Annotated in this window: 10 protein-coding genes and 1 pseudogene; 6 read left to right on the top strand and 5 right to left on the bottom strand. The window is 57.9% G+C overall.

Annotation, left to right across the window (positions count from 1 at the left end; genetic code table 11):
* Positions 1–26 precede the first annotated feature (26 nt).
* Positions 27–3,839 carry an Ig-like domain-containing protein gene (locus ACP15L_RS12685; RefSeq protein WP_425084438.1) on the bottom strand — a complete coding sequence of 1,271 codons (3,813 nt, stop codon included), beginning with the start codon at positions 3,837–3,839 and terminating at the stop codon, positions 27–29.
* 228 nt (positions 3,840–4,067) lie between these two features.
* Between ACP15L_RS12685 and ACP15L_RS12680 the strand changes: the two genes are divergently transcribed.
* The 6 genes from ACP15L_RS12680 to ACP15L_RS12655 all read left to right on the top strand — a co-directional run bounded on the left by ACP15L_RS12680 (position 4,068) and on the right by ACP15L_RS12655 (position 9,931).
* Positions 4,068–6,116 carry a dockerin type I domain-containing protein gene (locus ACP15L_RS12680; RefSeq protein WP_425084437.1) on the top strand — a complete coding sequence of 683 codons (2,049 nt, stop codon included), beginning with the start codon at positions 4,068–4,070 and terminating at the stop codon, positions 6,114–6,116.
* A gap of 241 nt (positions 6,117–6,357) precedes the next feature.
* Positions 6,358–6,948 carry a TetR/AcrR family transcriptional regulator gene (locus tag ACP15L_RS12675; protein WP_425084436.1) on the top strand — a complete coding sequence of 197 codons (591 nt, stop codon included), beginning with the start codon at positions 6,358–6,360 and terminating at the stop codon, positions 6,946–6,948.
* Positions 6,945–7,208, top strand: coding sequence for a hypothetical protein (locus ACP15L_RS12670; protein ID WP_425084435.1), 264 nt, complete (start codon positions 6,945–6,947; stop codon positions 7,206–7,208). The genes ACP15L_RS12675 and ACP15L_RS12670 overlap by 4 nt, the downstream gene beginning before the upstream one ends.
* Before the next feature lie 9 nt (positions 7,209–7,217).
* Positions 7,218–8,369 carry an aromatic ring-hydroxylating oxygenase subunit alpha gene (locus ACP15L_RS12665; RefSeq protein WP_425084434.1) on the top strand — a complete coding sequence of 384 codons (1,152 nt, stop codon included), beginning with the start codon at positions 7,218–7,220 and terminating at the stop codon, positions 8,367–8,369.
* 18 nt (positions 8,370–8,387) lie between these two features.
* A complete protein-coding gene (locus ACP15L_RS12660; RefSeq protein ID WP_425084433.1) occupies positions 8,388–8,861 on the top strand; it encodes a hypothetical protein in 474 nt (157 codons plus the stop codon).
* A gap of 11 nt (positions 8,862–8,872) precedes the next feature.
* Positions 8,873–9,931, top strand: a complete 1,059-nt coding sequence (locus ACP15L_RS12655) for a 2Fe-2S iron-sulfur cluster-binding protein (RefSeq protein ID WP_425084432.1) — start codon at positions 8,873–8,875, stop codon at positions 9,929–9,931.
* Positions 9,932–10,326: 395 nt separating this feature from the next.
* Here the strand turns inward: ACP15L_RS12655 and guaD are convergent.
* The 4 genes and pseudogenes from guaD to xdhB form a co-directional block, all read right to left on the bottom strand.
* Positions 10,327–11,653, bottom strand: a pseudogene (gene guaD / locus ACP15L_RS12650) (guanine deaminase).
* Positions 11,654–11,717: 64 nt separating this feature from the next.
* The gene (locus ACP15L_RS12645) at positions 11,718–13,319 is read right to left on the bottom strand and encodes a xanthine/uracil/vitamin C permease (protein ID WP_425084431.1); all 1,602 of its coding nucleotides are present in this window, start codon (positions 13,317–13,319) and stop codon (positions 11,718–11,720) included.
* Positions 13,320–13,362: 43 nt separating this feature from the next.
* Complete coding sequence (xdhC, locus tag ACP15L_RS12640; protein WP_425084430.1) at positions 13,363–14,241, bottom strand: xanthine dehydrogenase accessory protein XdhC; 879 nt, start codon at positions 14,239–14,241, stop codon at positions 13,363–13,365.
* 3 nt (positions 14,242–14,244) lie between these two features.
* Complete coding sequence (xdhB, locus tag ACP15L_RS12635; RefSeq protein ID WP_425084429.1) at positions 14,245–16,563, bottom strand: xanthine dehydrogenase molybdopterin binding subunit; 2,319 nt, start codon at positions 16,561–16,563, stop codon at positions 14,245–14,247.
* Positions 16,564–16,574: the final 11 nt, after the last annotated feature.

The raw sequence follows: 16,574 nt of genomic DNA, 5'->3' as shown, positions 1-16,574 counted from the left end.
AGCTCTCGGCCAATCCTAGAAAAGGACTAGGCGGTGGCACCTGTGGGATCGGTATGCAGGATATTGTCTGCACTCAGGCTGTTCAGATCATTCAGACCATCGAACACGGCGAGCGTATCAACAGTGACGTCGTCTGATGCAGAGAAGCTGGCTTTGACGAGCTTGGCGTCGGTTCCATCGGTTGTCAGGGCATAGATCTCGTCTCCGGCCTGCGCTCCGACCAGGCTTTCCAATGACAATTCAATGGTGCTGGCCGTGAGGTCGCTGAGGATGGTCGTAAAGCCGACGAAGCCTGTATCTATTCCCAGATTGCCGCCTTGGCTCAGGAACTCCACGTCCGTTCCCGTGCCTCGCAACGTGGCGACGTCGAGGCCCCTGAACATCAGGGTATCTGCGACTTCCGTTGCAGATCCGGTGCTGAACCCCGTAATTATATCCGTGCCATTGATTGCAGGGTCTGCTTCGAACACAACGATGTCTCGGCCTGCCTCTGTCAGGTCAATCGTATCGTCGCCATCACCCCCCCTGATGATCGTGTCCACATTGCTTGCACCTATGACATCGTCAGTGGTCGTCCCTGATTGGTAGACAGAGTCGCCTCCGTTTGGCGTGACGATCTTCAGCTCAAAGGGTTGATTGATGTCCTGAATGTCGACGGAAAACTGCACGATAGGGGCCGAAATGTCGGAGAAACTGAGTGTGGCTCCGGCGAAATTGACGAAACTGGGGTTGGCTGCGTTCACGGCAAGAGGCAATTGCCCGTTGAATATGATGGAGCCGCTGTCAAAGGTGACCTGAGCGGAATCAAACTCTAAACGCATGTCTACAAATAACCCGCTCGACAGATCACGGTCGGCTTCCGAATAAACCGCGAACTGGACGGTTGAGCCGCTTCTGCCAACTTCCGAGATGACATAGGCTGCGGGCGTATGAGCTGTGGCGTCAGCACTCACCGGAAGGGGATCAGGCCCTCCGGATACTGTTGCTTCTGCCGAGAAACTCAGATCCGTCCCGGCCGTCGTGCCGGCAAAAGCGGAGGCTGCGATAGGCGCAGACCATGTTCCATTTGCTGCGACGGTTGCGGTGCCAACGGATGTACTGCCCAACAGGATATCCACCGCCTGCCCAGCGGCGAGACCGACCGAAGAACCGCTGACTGTAATCCCGGAACTTTGCGCATTAGCAAGAGAGATCGCCCCATTGGTTCCAATCGAATCGAGGTTCAAGGTTGGTCGGAAATCGGTTGAGAAGTAACCTGTTGCCGCGTTGGAGGTATTGCCTGCAGCGTCTTCAACCGATGCCGAGATCTGGAAGCTAGTGCTGTCTGCCAAGGCCGCGAGATCGCCGGTTGGAATATCCGCACTCCAACTTCCGTTCATTGCGGTGGCTGTATAGGTCTCGCCGTCCAAGTTGATGGTTACAGTGTCTCCGTTGTCGGCCGTTGTTGTGCCTGAAACCGTCAGGTCCTGCCCACGTTCCACGACATCCAGGACTGATCCGATGGACAGTGGATCGAGGGTAATGCTGGGTGCCGCAAAATCAGTTATGAAGCCCATTGTGGTCTGGGACGTATTTCCAGCTGCATCAGCCACGGTCGCGGTGATGGTATAGCTTTCCTGATCCTGAAGCCCCAAAAGATCGGACGCATTTGTCACCAATGTCCAATTGCCACCAGTGACGGTTGTCGTCTCGCTGATGTCAACCGTGCCGTCGGCGCGGGCGATCGTGATAGACACGACAGCCCCAACGCCTGCATCGCTTGTGCCCGAAATGGTCAGATCTGTTGCCCGCTCGGTGGCGTTCATGATCGAGCCGTCCGAAACACCCGTGATCGCTATGGTTGGATCAGTGAAATCTGTATCGAAGCTGCCTGTCGCCCGAACAGCCGGGTTTTCGGCGATGTCTGAGACATCTGCCGTCACGGCAATTGTTGCTTCGTCTGCCAAGAGTGCCAGATCAGCGGCTGGTACGGTAACGGTCCACGACCCGCCCGAAGCCTCGGCGGTGTAGGTGAGCCCATTCATCCCAACGGTTACGGTTTGATCGTCTTCAGCTGAGGTGGAACCCGAAATGGTCAGGTCGGTTCCGCGCTCCGCCGCATTCATGACAGCACCGTCCGAGAAGCTGTCGATGGTCACTGTCGGAGCGCTGACATCCTTGGTCAATTGCGCCGTTGCTTGAGGCGCTGCCAGCCCGTCCCCGTCAGACACATTGGCTGTTATCGTAAAATCGCCGCCATCGGACAGAGACGCTAGATCGGCTGTCGGGACGGTTATGCTCCAGGTGCCACCCGAAACGAGGTCCGTATAGGTCTGGCCGTTCAGCACGACGGAAACCTGCTGGTTGTCGCCAACATTTCCGGTTGTGCCTGAAATGGTCAAATCTGAACCGGCTTCGGCAGCGTTCAGGATATCACCTACGGACAAGGGCGAAATGGCAATGGAGGGACCAGAGAGATCGACGGGCACCGTGGCCGTCACGGTGGTCGCCGGGTTGCCAGCCGCATCCGCGAGCGAAACACTGATCTCTGCCGGGGTGCCCGTCGTCAACCCGGCAAGATCCGCGTTGGGAATAGTGACAGACCAACTGCCGCCCAGCGTCGTGCCGGTAAAGGACTGCCCATCCAATACAAGCGTTACAGTTTGGTTGTCCTCAGCCGAGGTCGCCCCGGTCACGGTCAGATCGCCGGTTACATCAATAAGGTCGATGGACCCTCCGCCGACCGGATCGAGCGTGAGGGTTGGAGCCGTGAAGTCCGTATCGAAGCTGTTGCTGGCTTGAACGGCCGTGTTGCCAGCGCGATCCGAAACATCCGCTGTCACGCTGATGGTTGCCCCATCCGACAAGGCTGCCAGATCGGCGGCTGGAACGGTTGCCGACCATTGGCCGTTGGACACCGTACCGGTGTAAGTCTGACCATTCAGAGTGACGCTCACCGACTGCCCGTTTTCCGCGTCTGTCGCACCACTTACGACAAGATCTGTTCCCTGCTCGGCGGCGTTCATGACGGCGCCATCCGAGAAACTGTCAATGCTGAGTGTTGGTGGGATGGTGTCTACGACCACGGTTGCCGTCGATACGGAGATCTCGTCCCCCAAGGTATCAAGCATACGGACAGTCACCGTGGACTGTCCTTGGGCCAGGGCGCTCGCCTCGGGCGCTGTGAGGGTGACGGTCCAGTTCCCCTCGGAATCCGGTGTCACGGTTTTGGTCACGGAACCGATCGTGACCTCGACCGACGTCGCATCGTCCGGTGCAGTTGCGTTGGTCAGAGTGCTATCGAGGGAGGTGGCCTGCAACTCTGCCAAATTCAGAGTCGGGAAGTTTGGCGCAGGGGCTGGATCGTCCCCGCCGCCGCCTCCGCCGCCGCCACCTGCCGCCGCAGCACCGGCGAGACCAAGACCCGCCGCCGCAGCACCCATGCCGCCCAGACCACCTGCTGCTGAGGCGGCTCCGGCCTCGGCGACGGCGCTGAATTCGACGATCTGCGAAACCATCGCCTCGGCGATCATGATCGAGCCACTTTCAAGGACCTGAACATGTTCAGCCGCAACTACCATCGTGCGCCCATCGAGCATTTTCAGAAGGACATCCCCGTTGTCCATCAGCTTGGCGGATTTCACACCCGGGATCGTATCCGCGAATTGGAACGCATAGAGTTCCTCAACCGTCGCCTGCGCAAAAGCCGGAAGGGCCAGCAAGGTCGACACCAAACCGCCCGCAATGCCGCGCACGGATAGTTTGCGCAGATTGCGTTCGATCCACGAGCGTTTGTGGCGATCACGGTCTGCCCCTGAAAGATCGGCTGGCGTATCAGTATTGCGCTCAGGTGTCTTCATCGTCTTGCCCCTCAGATTTGGTGTCCGCGATCCTGGGAAGGCCGTCCCCGACATGACGCTTTCTTCATCTGTCTTGCCTTCCGGTTACCACCGCGGGCGAACCTGGAAAAATTGAGTTAAACTGAAGCCGAACTCCTCGATTTCACCACATTCCCGCTTTTGTTTCGGTCTGGGCATCAGATCATCCTCAGGTCACTGCCAGGGGTGGCATCGGGGGTGATCAAGGTGATGCTTCAATTCGAAACTGTGGTTGCAACGGGAAGCCCGGCGCTCGATTCAGGTATCGGCGATACGGCTTTAAAAACGTTTAACGGGGATACGTATCTCTATTCCGTAACCGGTCCGTTCGGTGGCGTTGCCGCCTGGCGTCTCACGGAAGGGGCTGGGCCGCAGCTTGTAGATACGGTCTATCATAGCGGTCCGATCCTGTATCAGGTGGGGCGGACGGGTGTGCCAATCACCTTGGGCGCTGAAGACCAACTGGCCCTTGATATCAACAATGCAACGGGTTTGGTGGGGTACACGCTCAACGCGGATGGCACCTTTGGCGATCTGCAGGAAACCGGAGCGCTCGTCGGTGGCGGAGACATCTCGGCGATGGCGCAACTGGACGTCGGAGGGCAAAGCTATCTGACCGTTGCGCATGAAGATACCGATCAGATCGGCAGCTATGAGATCAACCCAGACGGCACGCTTTCGGTCGTGTCGCTGGTCTCAGGCCAAGCCGATTCGATGCATGCTGCGACGGTCGGGACTGAGCAATTCGTGATCACCGCGAACGCTGCGAATAGTGAAATCGCCGTGTTTGACGTGTCCGCAAGCGATCGCAGCCTCAGCGCTCTGGACAACAGTGCCGCTGTTTCAACGATGGGAATCTCTATGCCAACGGCGATTGAGGTGGTCGAGGCCTATGGCCAATCCTGGGTCATCGTGGCGGGGTCGGGCAGCAATTCCCTCAGCGTGATGGGATTGCGCAGCGATGGTCGGCTGATCCCCAAGGATCATGTTCTCGATACGCTGAATACCCGGTTTGAATCCGTGCAGGACCTGTCGGTGATCGAGGTGAATGGCCGTGCGTTCATCGTGGCGGGCGGGTCCGACGACGGCGTCAGCCTGTTCACGCTGACCCCGAATGGAAAGCTGGTCTATCTGGATAGCTTTGCCGACACGTTGGATAGCGGGTTGAGGAATGTCCAAACCCTCAGCCTCGCCCATATCGGTGATGAGCTTCAGGTGCTTGCAACCTCACAGCAGGATCCCGGGCTGACGCAGCTGAGTGTTTCTTTGGCAAATCTTGGCGTCGTCCTGGACGGTAGCGGGCCAGTTATGGGCACGGCGCAAGACGACATGCTCAACGCGGGGGTGCTGGATGCCCAACTGTCCGGTGGGGACGGAGATGACATCCTCATTGCAGGGAGTGGTCAGACGACGCTGACAGGTGGGGCAGGGGCCGATATCTTCGTCATGCAATATGGCAGCGATCCCACGACAATAACGGATTTCGAAGCCGGCACCGATCGATTGGACATGTTCGACTATCTGCTGCTGCGCACCCCCGATCAATTGACATTTACAGCCACGTCGCAAGGGGCCGACATCCAGTATCTTAATGAGGTCGTCCACGTGATTTCCTCAACAGGCGCGCCGTTGACGAAGGAAGAGGTCTTTGGCTCCGGGTTCGATGGACCAGACCACATACCCGTGGATTTCGGGACCTTCGGCGGGTTGGAGCCTGCAAGCTCGGACGGCATTCAGGGGCGGGTAAGCGTCGATTCGGAGACCGCCAATCCGGGCCTTGCAGATGCTGAGATCAAGTTCACACCGACCGGAGGCGGCAACGTCACTGCAACCACGGATGAGACCGGGCGCTTCGATCTGAACGTTCCGAACGGGACGTTGGTCGGAGAGCTGGAGGTCGTCAAAACCTATTCAACAGCGAGCGGACGGGTTAACGCTCTGGATGCGTTGCAGGTTCTGCGCATCTCGGTTGGTTTGGGTCCGACATGGGGCCCGGCGGCCCCAGAAAACCTGATTGCCGCTGATATCACCCAGGATGGAGCCGTCAACGCACTGGACGCGCTCTCCATCTTGCAGGCGGCGGTCGAACAAAGCTCTCCATATCCGGCCAAGTGGGTTTTTCTAGACGCGGATGCCGACCTCTCGGGGATAACGCGAAATGCGGTGAATTATGACACTCAGATGGATGTCACTGTCCAAGACGGTTCGTTTGCGGTGGATATGACCTCTATTCTTTTGGGAAACATCGAGTCGTTGTGACGGTGTTTTGTGGGCATTTTGCCCGGACTGAACACTCTTTCCCGAACCGGTTTGCGGTCCTGTTGAAAAAGTTGAGGGGCGGACTGTCGCGCTTGCGAACGCAGAGAATGGTGGCTGGCCCCTCAATCTAGCCACTCCGAAACACAGTTTCTTTTCACACGCTGGTCTCAAAGTAGATTGTCATAGTTGACAAACAATATTCAATCATTATTTGTCATAAATGACAATCTACGGGGCCGCAATGCCAAGACCATCTCTGAAAGACCAACGATCTCAGGAAATCCTGGATGCGTACCTCACATGTGTGGCGCGGTTCGGCCTTGACGGCGCGACCCAGGAACGGATCGCAGAGGAAGCTGGCGTCAAGCGCCCACTGCTGCGCCACTATCTTGGCAACAAGGACGAAATGATTGCCGCACTTGCTGAGTACACTCTTGAGGGCTTTGCGGCTTCACTGGAAAGCCTGCGACAGGCTCTGCCAGATAGAGCAACGCCAACCGATCTCGTGGACGCTCTTTTTGCCGAAAACAGCGGAACTGATCCGCGGTTGATGTTGGCGTATCAGGCGCTGGTGACAGTTGTTCCGGATCGTCCCGAATTGCGGCAGGATCTTATGGACAGCCTAAGTGCTTTCTTTGACGTGGTTGAGGATGTCCTGAAGCGCGCCGCCCCTAACGCGCCGGATGCAAGCACTCGTGCCGTGGCTCAGGGTATTTCCGCAATCTTTGTCAGCATGGATGCCCTGTCGCCACTCGAGCCGCCCAAAGTCTGGCGCGCGGAATTGAAGCTGGCGGCGTCTTTGCTTGCCTCTACGCTGGAGGCCGAGCTATGAGCCACGCCAGAACCGCGAACTATATAGCTCTGCCTGTACTGTTGGCTGCAGCTGTCCTGGGATACTACTGGGTCTGGGGGCTGCTCTTCCTGTGGTGGACCATTCCGACCATCCTGAATGGTCAGGCTTTTCTGGTGTTCGAGATCAACCGACACGACGATCCAATTCTATTCTGGGCCATTGCCTGCCTCTGGGCTTTGTCAGGACTGATGATGCTCGCCGCCAGCCTTTTTCCGCAATACGCCCATCTGATGACCTGAAGGACAAAGATGACCAAAATGTATCATCACCTGCCCGTCGAAGCCTATACCTCGCAGGATTGGTTCGACCGTGAACAACAACAAATCTTCTCACGCACTTGGCGTTTTGCAGGATTGGTTGAGGATATCGAAGGCCCCGGGCACTATCTGTCGGTGCAGGCAGGTTTGAACAACCTGTTTATCGTCATGGGGCGCGATCACCGTCTGCGGGCCTTTCACAATGTTTGCCGCCATCGCGGTACACAACTGATCCGCGCGGTTGGCAAGACGCAAAAAGCGCTGACGTGTCCTTACCACGATTGGACCTATGATCTGGAAGGTAACCTGATCTCCGTCCCCGATGAGGCGTCGGAATTTCCCGGTGGTATCGATAAATCCTGCCTTGGCCTCAAACCGGCGAGCGTAGACGTCTGGCGCGGTATGTTGTTCGCCCATCCTGATCCGAACGCGCCCACGCTTGCGGAGTGGTTTGGCGAGGTCGATCCATTCCTTGGCCCGCACAAGCCCGAGGAACTGGTAGAGTACGCTGAAGGCCGGAACACCTATGAGATCAAGGCAAATTGGAAGATCGTTGTCGAGAATTACATCGACGTCTATCACCTGAGCCACCTGCATTCCAACACCCTGCATATGTATGACCATGCCAAGGCGGAATACGGGTGGAAGGGGCCGCACTATCACTTTTGGGAGCCTCCGTCCGCGGAGTACGCCAAGGATCATGAGGCGAACCTGCCGATGCCGCGCGCGATCCCAAAACCCCATGTCGGCGCGTGGGTTCCAATGCTCTTTCCCGGCATTGGTATCGGGTCCAGTGAGGAAAGCTGGAACCTGTTTATCATCACGCCACTGGCGCCGGACCTTACGCGCATCGAAAATCGCACGAAACTGGCCAATGAATCTGATTGGGCGTTTCAGAAACAACAGTGGAAAAGCTGGGGTTTTTGGAAGGACTTTGGCGGTGCGAAGTATCAAGGGGCCGATGTCGCAGGCGAAGATGATCCGATGGCATCCGGAGACTTCACGACCGAGGATATCTATGCCTGCGAACAACAGCAGAAGTCTCTGAAAAGCCCGTATCTGGAAATCGGCCCGGCCGGGATTGGTGAAAGCCCGATTACCCAGCACCAAAAAGCCGTTTTGGAGTTCATGAAGGCTGATTGAACAATGCGGAGATGGATTATGACACCCGTTCAAGCCACCCTAATTGGCGTGGCTATCGCGTCGGCTTTGGCGCTGACAGCGCAAGCAGAAACGCCTGAGGAGATCTCTGCCCGTGTCCTGGCGGCTCAAGACGAAGATAGTCTTCTGGCTACGTGGGAAATCTGGCATCCCAAAGCTACTCATCGGATCGTTCTCAAATACGGTGCCGGGCAGGAAGATGATGTCTTCACTTACCGTGTGGGGGACGTTGCCGCCGCTACCGATGCTGAACTCCCCAAGGAATTGGCGGACTACAAGGAAACTAAGCGATCCACGCCCAGAATGACCACCCGCACCGAAGATGAGGTCCACCACGTAACCGCGGTTACGGATGTTGAATATGATTGGCAGGGATATGCCGGCAAAATGCGTCAAACAGATGAGTTTGCCTTTGAACCTTACCTTGGCGGGATGGTGGTCCGGTCATTGACGACAACTTATGACTACCGGTGATTGGTGATTTAATGCAGCGCGACTTCTATCCATTGACCTTATCTGACATCCGCACAGAGATCGGCGGTGCAGCCACAAGTGTCACTTTAGATGTCCCTGCCAGACTGGCTGATCTGTTTCAATGGATAGCAGGGCAACATTTGACGATCAGGTTTTTGATCGAAGGGCAGGAACATAGGCGCAGCTACACCATCTCAAACCCTCCTGGATCCGCACTGCGCATCACTGTGAAACGAGTGAAAGGCGGGATCGTGTCGAACCATATCGGTGATGCTCTGTCGGTAGGGGATACCATCGAAGTCATGCCCCCCTTTGGACAGTTCACCTTAACGCCCGGACTCCTTAAACGCCGCACACACTATTTCTTTGGCGCGGGCAGTGGCATCACGCCTCTATACGCGATGATCAATGCCGTTTTGACGGACGAGCCGCATTCCGTCGCGCATTTGGTTTTCGGCAACACCAACGCGAACAGCATCATTTTTCGGGACGAGTTGGAGCAGATCCAAGCGCGATACCCAAAACGCTTTTCTGTGCGCCATGTTCTGTCACACCCCTCCTTGTTCAGTTGGTTCAGCCCTTGGCGCACGGGTCGGTTGGATGCAAACGCCGTTCAGGCCGCTATTGCCGAGACCCCACCTGTGGCGCAGGACACGCAATACTGGATCTGCGGTCCGGGCAGCATGAACACGGACCTACGGGCGGCGCTCAAAAATTTGGACGTGCCTGACGATCGCATTCACACGGAAAGCTTTGGAGGGAATGTCGAGCCCGACCTCAGCACGTCAGGGGTCGCAGCGACAGCCCGCATAAATCTGCATGGTGCATGGCATGACGTACCGGTGGCTGCGGGTCAAACCATACTGGAAGCTGCCCAATTGAAAGGCTTAAATCCACCATACAGTTGCCAGTCCGGTGTCTGTGGTGCCTGTGTTGCCCGGCTTACCGAAGGGGCCGTCCATATGCGGAACCGAGTTGCACTTGAAGACGGAGATATCTCGAAAGGGCTCATCCTCTGCTGTCAAAGCGTTGCGACGCAAAAAAGCATCGCCTTGAAGTTTGAGGGGTAGACTCGGGATCACGAAAACGCAGGCAGAAGCCAAGCAAACAAGTCGAAACCCCACACCGCAAGTTGAAGGATTGGAAGTGGTTGCTGCGAGAAGATCAAATCTCCCTGCAGACCCGCGTTTTAACCTAAAACACTGGTACTCGCAGCCAAGTCAGAGGATTTTGCCGTCACCTGCCTTGTTACTCGAAGTGCGTAAGGATGGATTACAGACCGTTTTGTAATCGAACCCGAAGGATCTTTTGGAGACCAGAAGCATCCTGCGCTCTTTGCCTTGCGCGGCAATGGGCTTGGACGTGTTGTTTTGAAGGGTCTAGCCCGGATCGAGCAAGTCGACTGATCCGGGCTTTCAATCAAAGACCGTCGCGGGCTGGAAATAGGCCCGTGTTCCAGGTGCCGCTAGGCAGGGACTTTGGCTCGTTCACGTTGCGGCCCTGCAACCTTACTGGGTGTTCCAGACACATAGACTTCCTCAATCGCGCGATCGTCTCCCATCATCTGCAGGACGAACAGCTCTTGTGACAGGTCGTCTACGCGATCCATACGTAGGGCCATGGCCGGGGTGCTGCGTGCGTTTAGAACAACGACGTCCGCTTCAGTTCCCGGGGCGAGCGTGCCGATTTTGTCTTCGAGGCCCAGAACGTAGGCATTGCCGCGGGTTGCCCAATGGAAAGCTTGCAAAGGGTGCAGGGCTGTCCCTTGCAATTGTAGGATCTTGTAGCCTTCGTTCAGGGTTTGCAGCATCGAATAGCTGGTGCCCGCGCCAACATCCGTTGCGATACCGTTGGCGATCCCGCGCGCGCTCAGCCCGGCATGATCAAACAGGCCGCTTCCCAGAAACAGGTTCGAGGTTGGGCAGAACACAGGATGCGCGCCGGTTTCAGCAAGCGCGTCGATCTCGCGCGGTTCAAGATGGATGGAGTGTCCGAGCAGGGTTTTGCGCCCCAACAGACCGTAGGACTGATAGACATCCAGATAATCCCGCGCCTGCGGATAGAGCTGCTTGGTAAAAGCAATCTCGTCCTTGTTTTCCGACAAGTGTGTCTGGATGTGGCAGTCGGGATGCTCTTGCGCCAGCCTGGGCCATCGCCATCTGGTCCGGGGTCGAGGTGATCGCGAACCGAGGTGTGATGGCATAGCCGTTGCGGCCCTTGCCATGCCAGTCAGAGATCAGGGCCTTGGTGTCGTCATATCCGGATTGCGCCGTATCCTGTAGCGCCTCAGGCGCGTTGCGGTCCATCAGGACCTTGCCCCCCAGCATGCGCATGTTGCGTCTGGTCGCTTCGGTAAAGAACGCGTCAGCCGAGGTCTTGTGGACCGAGCAATAAGCAACCGCCGTCGTGGTGCCATGCGCGATCAGTTGATCATAAAACGCCCGCGCCATGGTTGCGCTGTGCCCGTCCGAAGCAAAGCGGGTTTCTTCTGGGAACGTGTAGGTATTGAGCCAGTCCAATAGCTGTGCGCCCCATGAGGCGATCACCTGCACTTGGGGGAAGTGAATGTGGGTGTCGATGAACCCCGCCATCATCAGATGAGGGCGATGGTCTGTCACAGGCACGCCCGCGGCCTTTGCGCGGATCGCCGAGAATGGGCCGGTGTCCTGAATGATCCCGTCCCGGATCAACAGCGCGCCGTCCTCAAGATAGGTATAGGCGCCGGTATCTTCGCCGTTTTGGGGCTCGCGATGAAAGGTCAGCAGACGACCGCGCAGCAATCTCTGTGTCATGGAATGTCTCGTATGTCGTGGGAAAACGGGTAGGGGGGCAGCCCTGAGGCTGCCCCGCAATCGATCAGGCCTGTTGTGCAGGTGTATCGTCGTCGATCAGATCGGGCTCATCTGGAACGATCACGCGATGCTCAAGGTCCTCTTTCGGGGCGAGCATCGGGTAGAGGTAGAGGAACCCGCCGACGATCAGATAGCCGATGGTAATCCCGTCGAACTGCGGCATCTGCAGCGTATAAGAGTGGATGATCCCCACCGCTGACATCAGTCCGCCTGCGACGGCAAACGCCCCTGCCATACGGAACCGGCCGTCTATCACGTCGGCCACAATGGCCCCCCAGATCAGACCGGTGATGATCGCACCCTGGCTAAGCGCCAGATGTCCTTCGTAATGGGCACCCTCCATCAACAGCGCCGCGGTCAGGCCCTCGTCACCCAGCGCAGGCAGGCCTTCGACGCCGCTACTGCGCAGCGCGTTCATCAGCGACCCCCATTTGACCATCAGGAAGGCCGAGATATGGGGCAAGATCGCAAAGGAGACCGCAGCCATGTGCATCGGCTTCACGGCCCAGGCCGTGTTGGTGATCAAGCTGACCGAGACAAAGACCAGAACAGGTGCCGCAGCCGCAATCGGAATCAGGCCCGCAAGGAAGGACAGGAAGCCCAGGAAAGCTGCAGCTGCGATCACGACGGCGACGCCCACGATGTAGCCCGCATGTGCATCAAGCCGCTTGTAGGCCGGATGACCAATATAAACGGTCGTCGGGAACGGAGAGCCGAACAGCGCGCCCAACATCGTACCTGCGCCATCCGTTACCTGGCACAGCCCTACGGGGTAGTGATCACCGGCGGCCTCGGCGGATTCCACGTTGTTCATGGTTTCGATGAAGTTGTAGATCTGGACCGGGATCAGCACCAGAAACAACTCGGGGTTGGCGAACAGATACTGCACACCGGCGATGAGGTCGCCGAAATAGGGGATTGGCGGGTAGAAGCCGATGCCACTTGTGTCGATTTTCGATTCACCAAGGATGATGGCAATCACCGTACCAGCCGCAATCGCGACCAGACCGGCAGGCACATTACCCGGCAGGCGGAACCGCCCGATCAGACCCCAAAGGATGAACAGCAACGAGGTAAAACCGATGATCGGGTTCTCAAACACCTCTGCCAAGGGGACGGAGCCGATAAAGACCAGCGCAATGCCGCACAGCGTGCCGAGCATCCCGGCGCGCGGTGTAATCCGCTTGAGGTAAGGACCCACAAACGCCCCAAGGGCTGCAACGATCCCGCCCATGAAGCCCGCGCCGATTCCTACCTGCCAGGCCAGCATCGGGTCGTTGGTGGCCCAGTAAATTGGTCCGATGACGCCAAAAAGGTAGACGAACATGACCGGGGTCGAGATGCCGTAGGGCAGGGCGGTGACATCTTCGCCCTTTCTGGTGGCCGCCCATTTGGCGAGAAACGTATAAACTCCGACACCGGCCAGGATTGCTATGGCGGCACCGGGCACGATGCGGCCAAAGACGATCTCGGCTGGCATCTGGAACACGAACTGACAGACCCCGGAAAGGATCAGCAGGTTCACTAGGTTATCCGTAAATAGCGCCCAGAAAGCGCTGAAGTCGCTGCGGGTAAACAGCTTGTATTCGTAGGTCCTCCCGTCCATGACGGTCTCCTCCTCTGATAGGACCGGAATTGCCTGGTGGATGTCAGGCGGATCTCCCTCTCCGGTCGCGATGTTGGCCCATGACGGGCGCCTTGGTTGCCCCGGTCGGGGCGGTCGCGGCAGTTTCAGAGGTCAGTTCAGCCATCACCTCGGCCACCACGAAGGCGGCGATGACGCTGGGCCGCTTGTCGCGGCTACCGCTTGCCCCGATGGGGCATCTCAAATGTTCGATGGATTGTCCGTCACACTGTTTATGTGCCCAATTCCTCAGCTTGATCCGCTTAGTTGCGGATCCGATCATCCCGACATAGGCCGCATCCTGACGTTCAAGCGCGGCGGTGGTCAGCAAGAAATCCAGCCCGTGATCATGGGTCAGGACGATAAAGGCGCTGCCTTCGGGCGCACTGAGGATTTCGGCTTCGGGGATTGCACTCAGTCGGGTTTCGACATCCGCAGTGCAGAGGTCGATTTCCTCGGCCCGTGTGTCGACAAGGATGCAGCGCACAGGCAAGTGCTGAAAAAGATCCGCAAGTGCGCGTCCCACATGACCCGCCCCCATCACGTAGACATGTGGCAAGGCATCGTCGCGCCGCGCCGCCCGGTCGGTTGCGGCCCCCTTGTCCGAGGACCGCATACGGGTCAGTTGCAACTCGACCCGTCCCCCGCAGCACTGGCCAATTTCGGGTCCGAGCGGTACATCCATTTCCCGGTGTAGCGACCCGTCTCGCAGCATGTCCCGCGCGGCGTTGATGGCCATGAACTCCAATTGCCCACCGCCGATCGTCCCCCAAAGCGCGCTTGGCGATACGAACATCTCAGTCCCTTCGTTGCGCGGCGAAGACCCGCGCACACGCGTCAGCGCGATGCGGATTACGCTGCTTTGTTCGGACAGAAACGTCTTCAGGGATTGCGCTGCAGGCATCGTTTAGGCACCGTTTTGCAGGCGGGCAACGGCCATCAGGACACGCTCGGGCGTGGCCGGGGCGTCCAGTCGAGGACATTCCCGGTAGTCGGCGACGGATGCCACGGCCATCGACAGGGCCTCGAACACCGAAATACCCAGCATGAAGGGCGGCTCGCCCACGGCTTTGGAGCGTTTGATCGTCAACTCTCGGTTTTCCGACCAATCGGCGAGTTTGACGTTGAAGATACGCGGGCGGTCCGACGCCAGCGGGATCTTGTATGTCGACGGAGCATGGGTGCGCAGGCGACCGGCATCATCCCACCAAAGCTCTTCGGTGGTAAGCCAGCCCATGCCCTGAATAAAGGCCCCCTCAACCTGACCCTTGTCCAGAACGGGATTCAACGAGCGTCCGACATCGTGCAGCACATCCGTGCGGTCGACCTGGTATTCTCCGGTCAGGGTATCTATGGTCACTTCCGAACAGGATGCCCCATAGGCGTAGTAGTAGAACGGGCGGCCTTGCCCCTTTTCACGATCCCAGTGGATCTTGGGGGTTTTGTAGAACCCGGCTGCCGAAAGCTGTACACGCGCCAGATAGGCTTGTTTGATGAGGGCATCGAAGGGCAGAACATCTTCGCCGATGTGAACATGATTGGCGAGAAAGATCACCTGCTCGGGGCTTACATCCCAGTTTTCCGAGGCGAATTTCACCAGCCTTTCCTTGATCTGCTCGACGGCATTCAACGCGGCCATTCCGTTTAGATCGGTGCCGCTAGAGGCTGCAGTGGCGGATGTGTTTGGGACCTTCTCGGTTGTTGTCTTGGTGATCTTGATCCGGCCGAAATCAACCTGAAAAGCCTCGGCCACCACCTGCGCGACCTTGGTGTTGAGGCCTTGCCCCATTTCGGTGCCGCCGTGGTTCAGATGGATCGAGCCGTCTTTGTAGACATGCACCAACGCACCGGCCTGATTGTACCACGTCGCCGTGAACGAGATGCCGAATTTCACCGGCGTCAGCGCGATGCCCTTTTTCAGGATCGGAGACGTTTTGTTGAAGTCGATGATGGCTTGTCGCCGCTGGCGGTAGTCTGAGGTCTCCTCTAGTTCTCTGACCAGCCGATCCAGAATACTGTCTTCGACCACCTGATGATAAGGCGTCACGTTCCGATCTTCGGTGCCATAGAAATTGGCTTTGCGCACATCCAGAGGGTCCTGACCCGTGGCATAGGCAATTTCCTCGATCATCCTTTCCGCCGCGATCACCCCCTGTGGTCCGCCAAATCCGCGGAAGGCGGTGTTTGAGACCGTGTTGGTTTTCATCGGATGGCTGCTAAGGCGCACATTCGGGTAGAAATAGGCGTTATCTGCATGAAACAGCGCCCGGTCGGTCACCGGCCCCGACAGATCCGCCGAGAAACCGCAACGCGCGGCAAAGCTGCTTTCAACAGCCTGAATGCGTCCCGTATCGTCAAAGGCCACGTCATAGTCGATCACAAAGTCATGACGTTTGCCGGTCGCCGTCATGTCCTGATCCCGGTCGGGCCTGATCTTGACGGCGCGGTTCCACTTTTTCGCGGCCATGGCGGCCACAACGCAGAACAGGTTCATCTGGCTTTCCTTGCCGCCAAAGCCACCACCCATGCGACGGACGTTGACCACAACGGCGTTGGACGGCACGCCAAGCACATGGGCCACCATATGCTGTGCTTCAGACGGATGTTGGGTCGAGCAATGCACGACCACATCATCATCTTCGCCCGGAATGGCAAAGGCGATGTGACCCTCAAGATACATGTGATCCTGACCGCCGACGCGCATCCGGCTTTTTATCCGGTTGGGGGCCGCAGCCTGAGCGGGCGCAACATCTCCACGCTCCAGCTTAAGAGGGGCGGTGACATACGGGTAGCCAGCGTTTTGGGCCTCCGTGGGGTCAAGCGCATGGGGCAGGGCTTCGTATTCGACCTCTGCCAACTCGGCGGCGCGGCGTGCGATGTCACGGGTCTCGGCTATGACGGCAAACAGGGGTTGACCGTGAAACTGAATGGTATCGGTTGGGAAAACCGGCTCGTCGTTCAGATGCGTCGGGCTTATGTCATTGATCCCGGGCACGTCATCTGCCGTTAGAACCCCAACAACGCCGGGTGTCGCTAGAACCTTCGCAAAATCGATGCCAAGCAGTTTGGCATGGGCCACGTCGGACACACCAAGATAGGCGTGCAGCGCGCCTTGGGGTAGGGCGATATCGTCGGTGTAGTCGGCCCCTCCGGTAACATGCTTGATCGCGCTGTCGTGGTTGACGTCGGTGTGGGCGGCCCCCACGATGGAAACGGTGTCTTTCATTGTGTCGTCTC

Origin of the sequence: Ruegeria profundi, assembly GCF_049800715.1 — a bacterium.
Lineage (GTDB): Bacteria > Pseudomonadota > Alphaproteobacteria > Rhodobacterales > Rhodobacteraceae > Ruegeria > Ruegeria profundi_A.
This window is presented reverse-complemented; position numbering and strand designations above follow the sequence as displayed.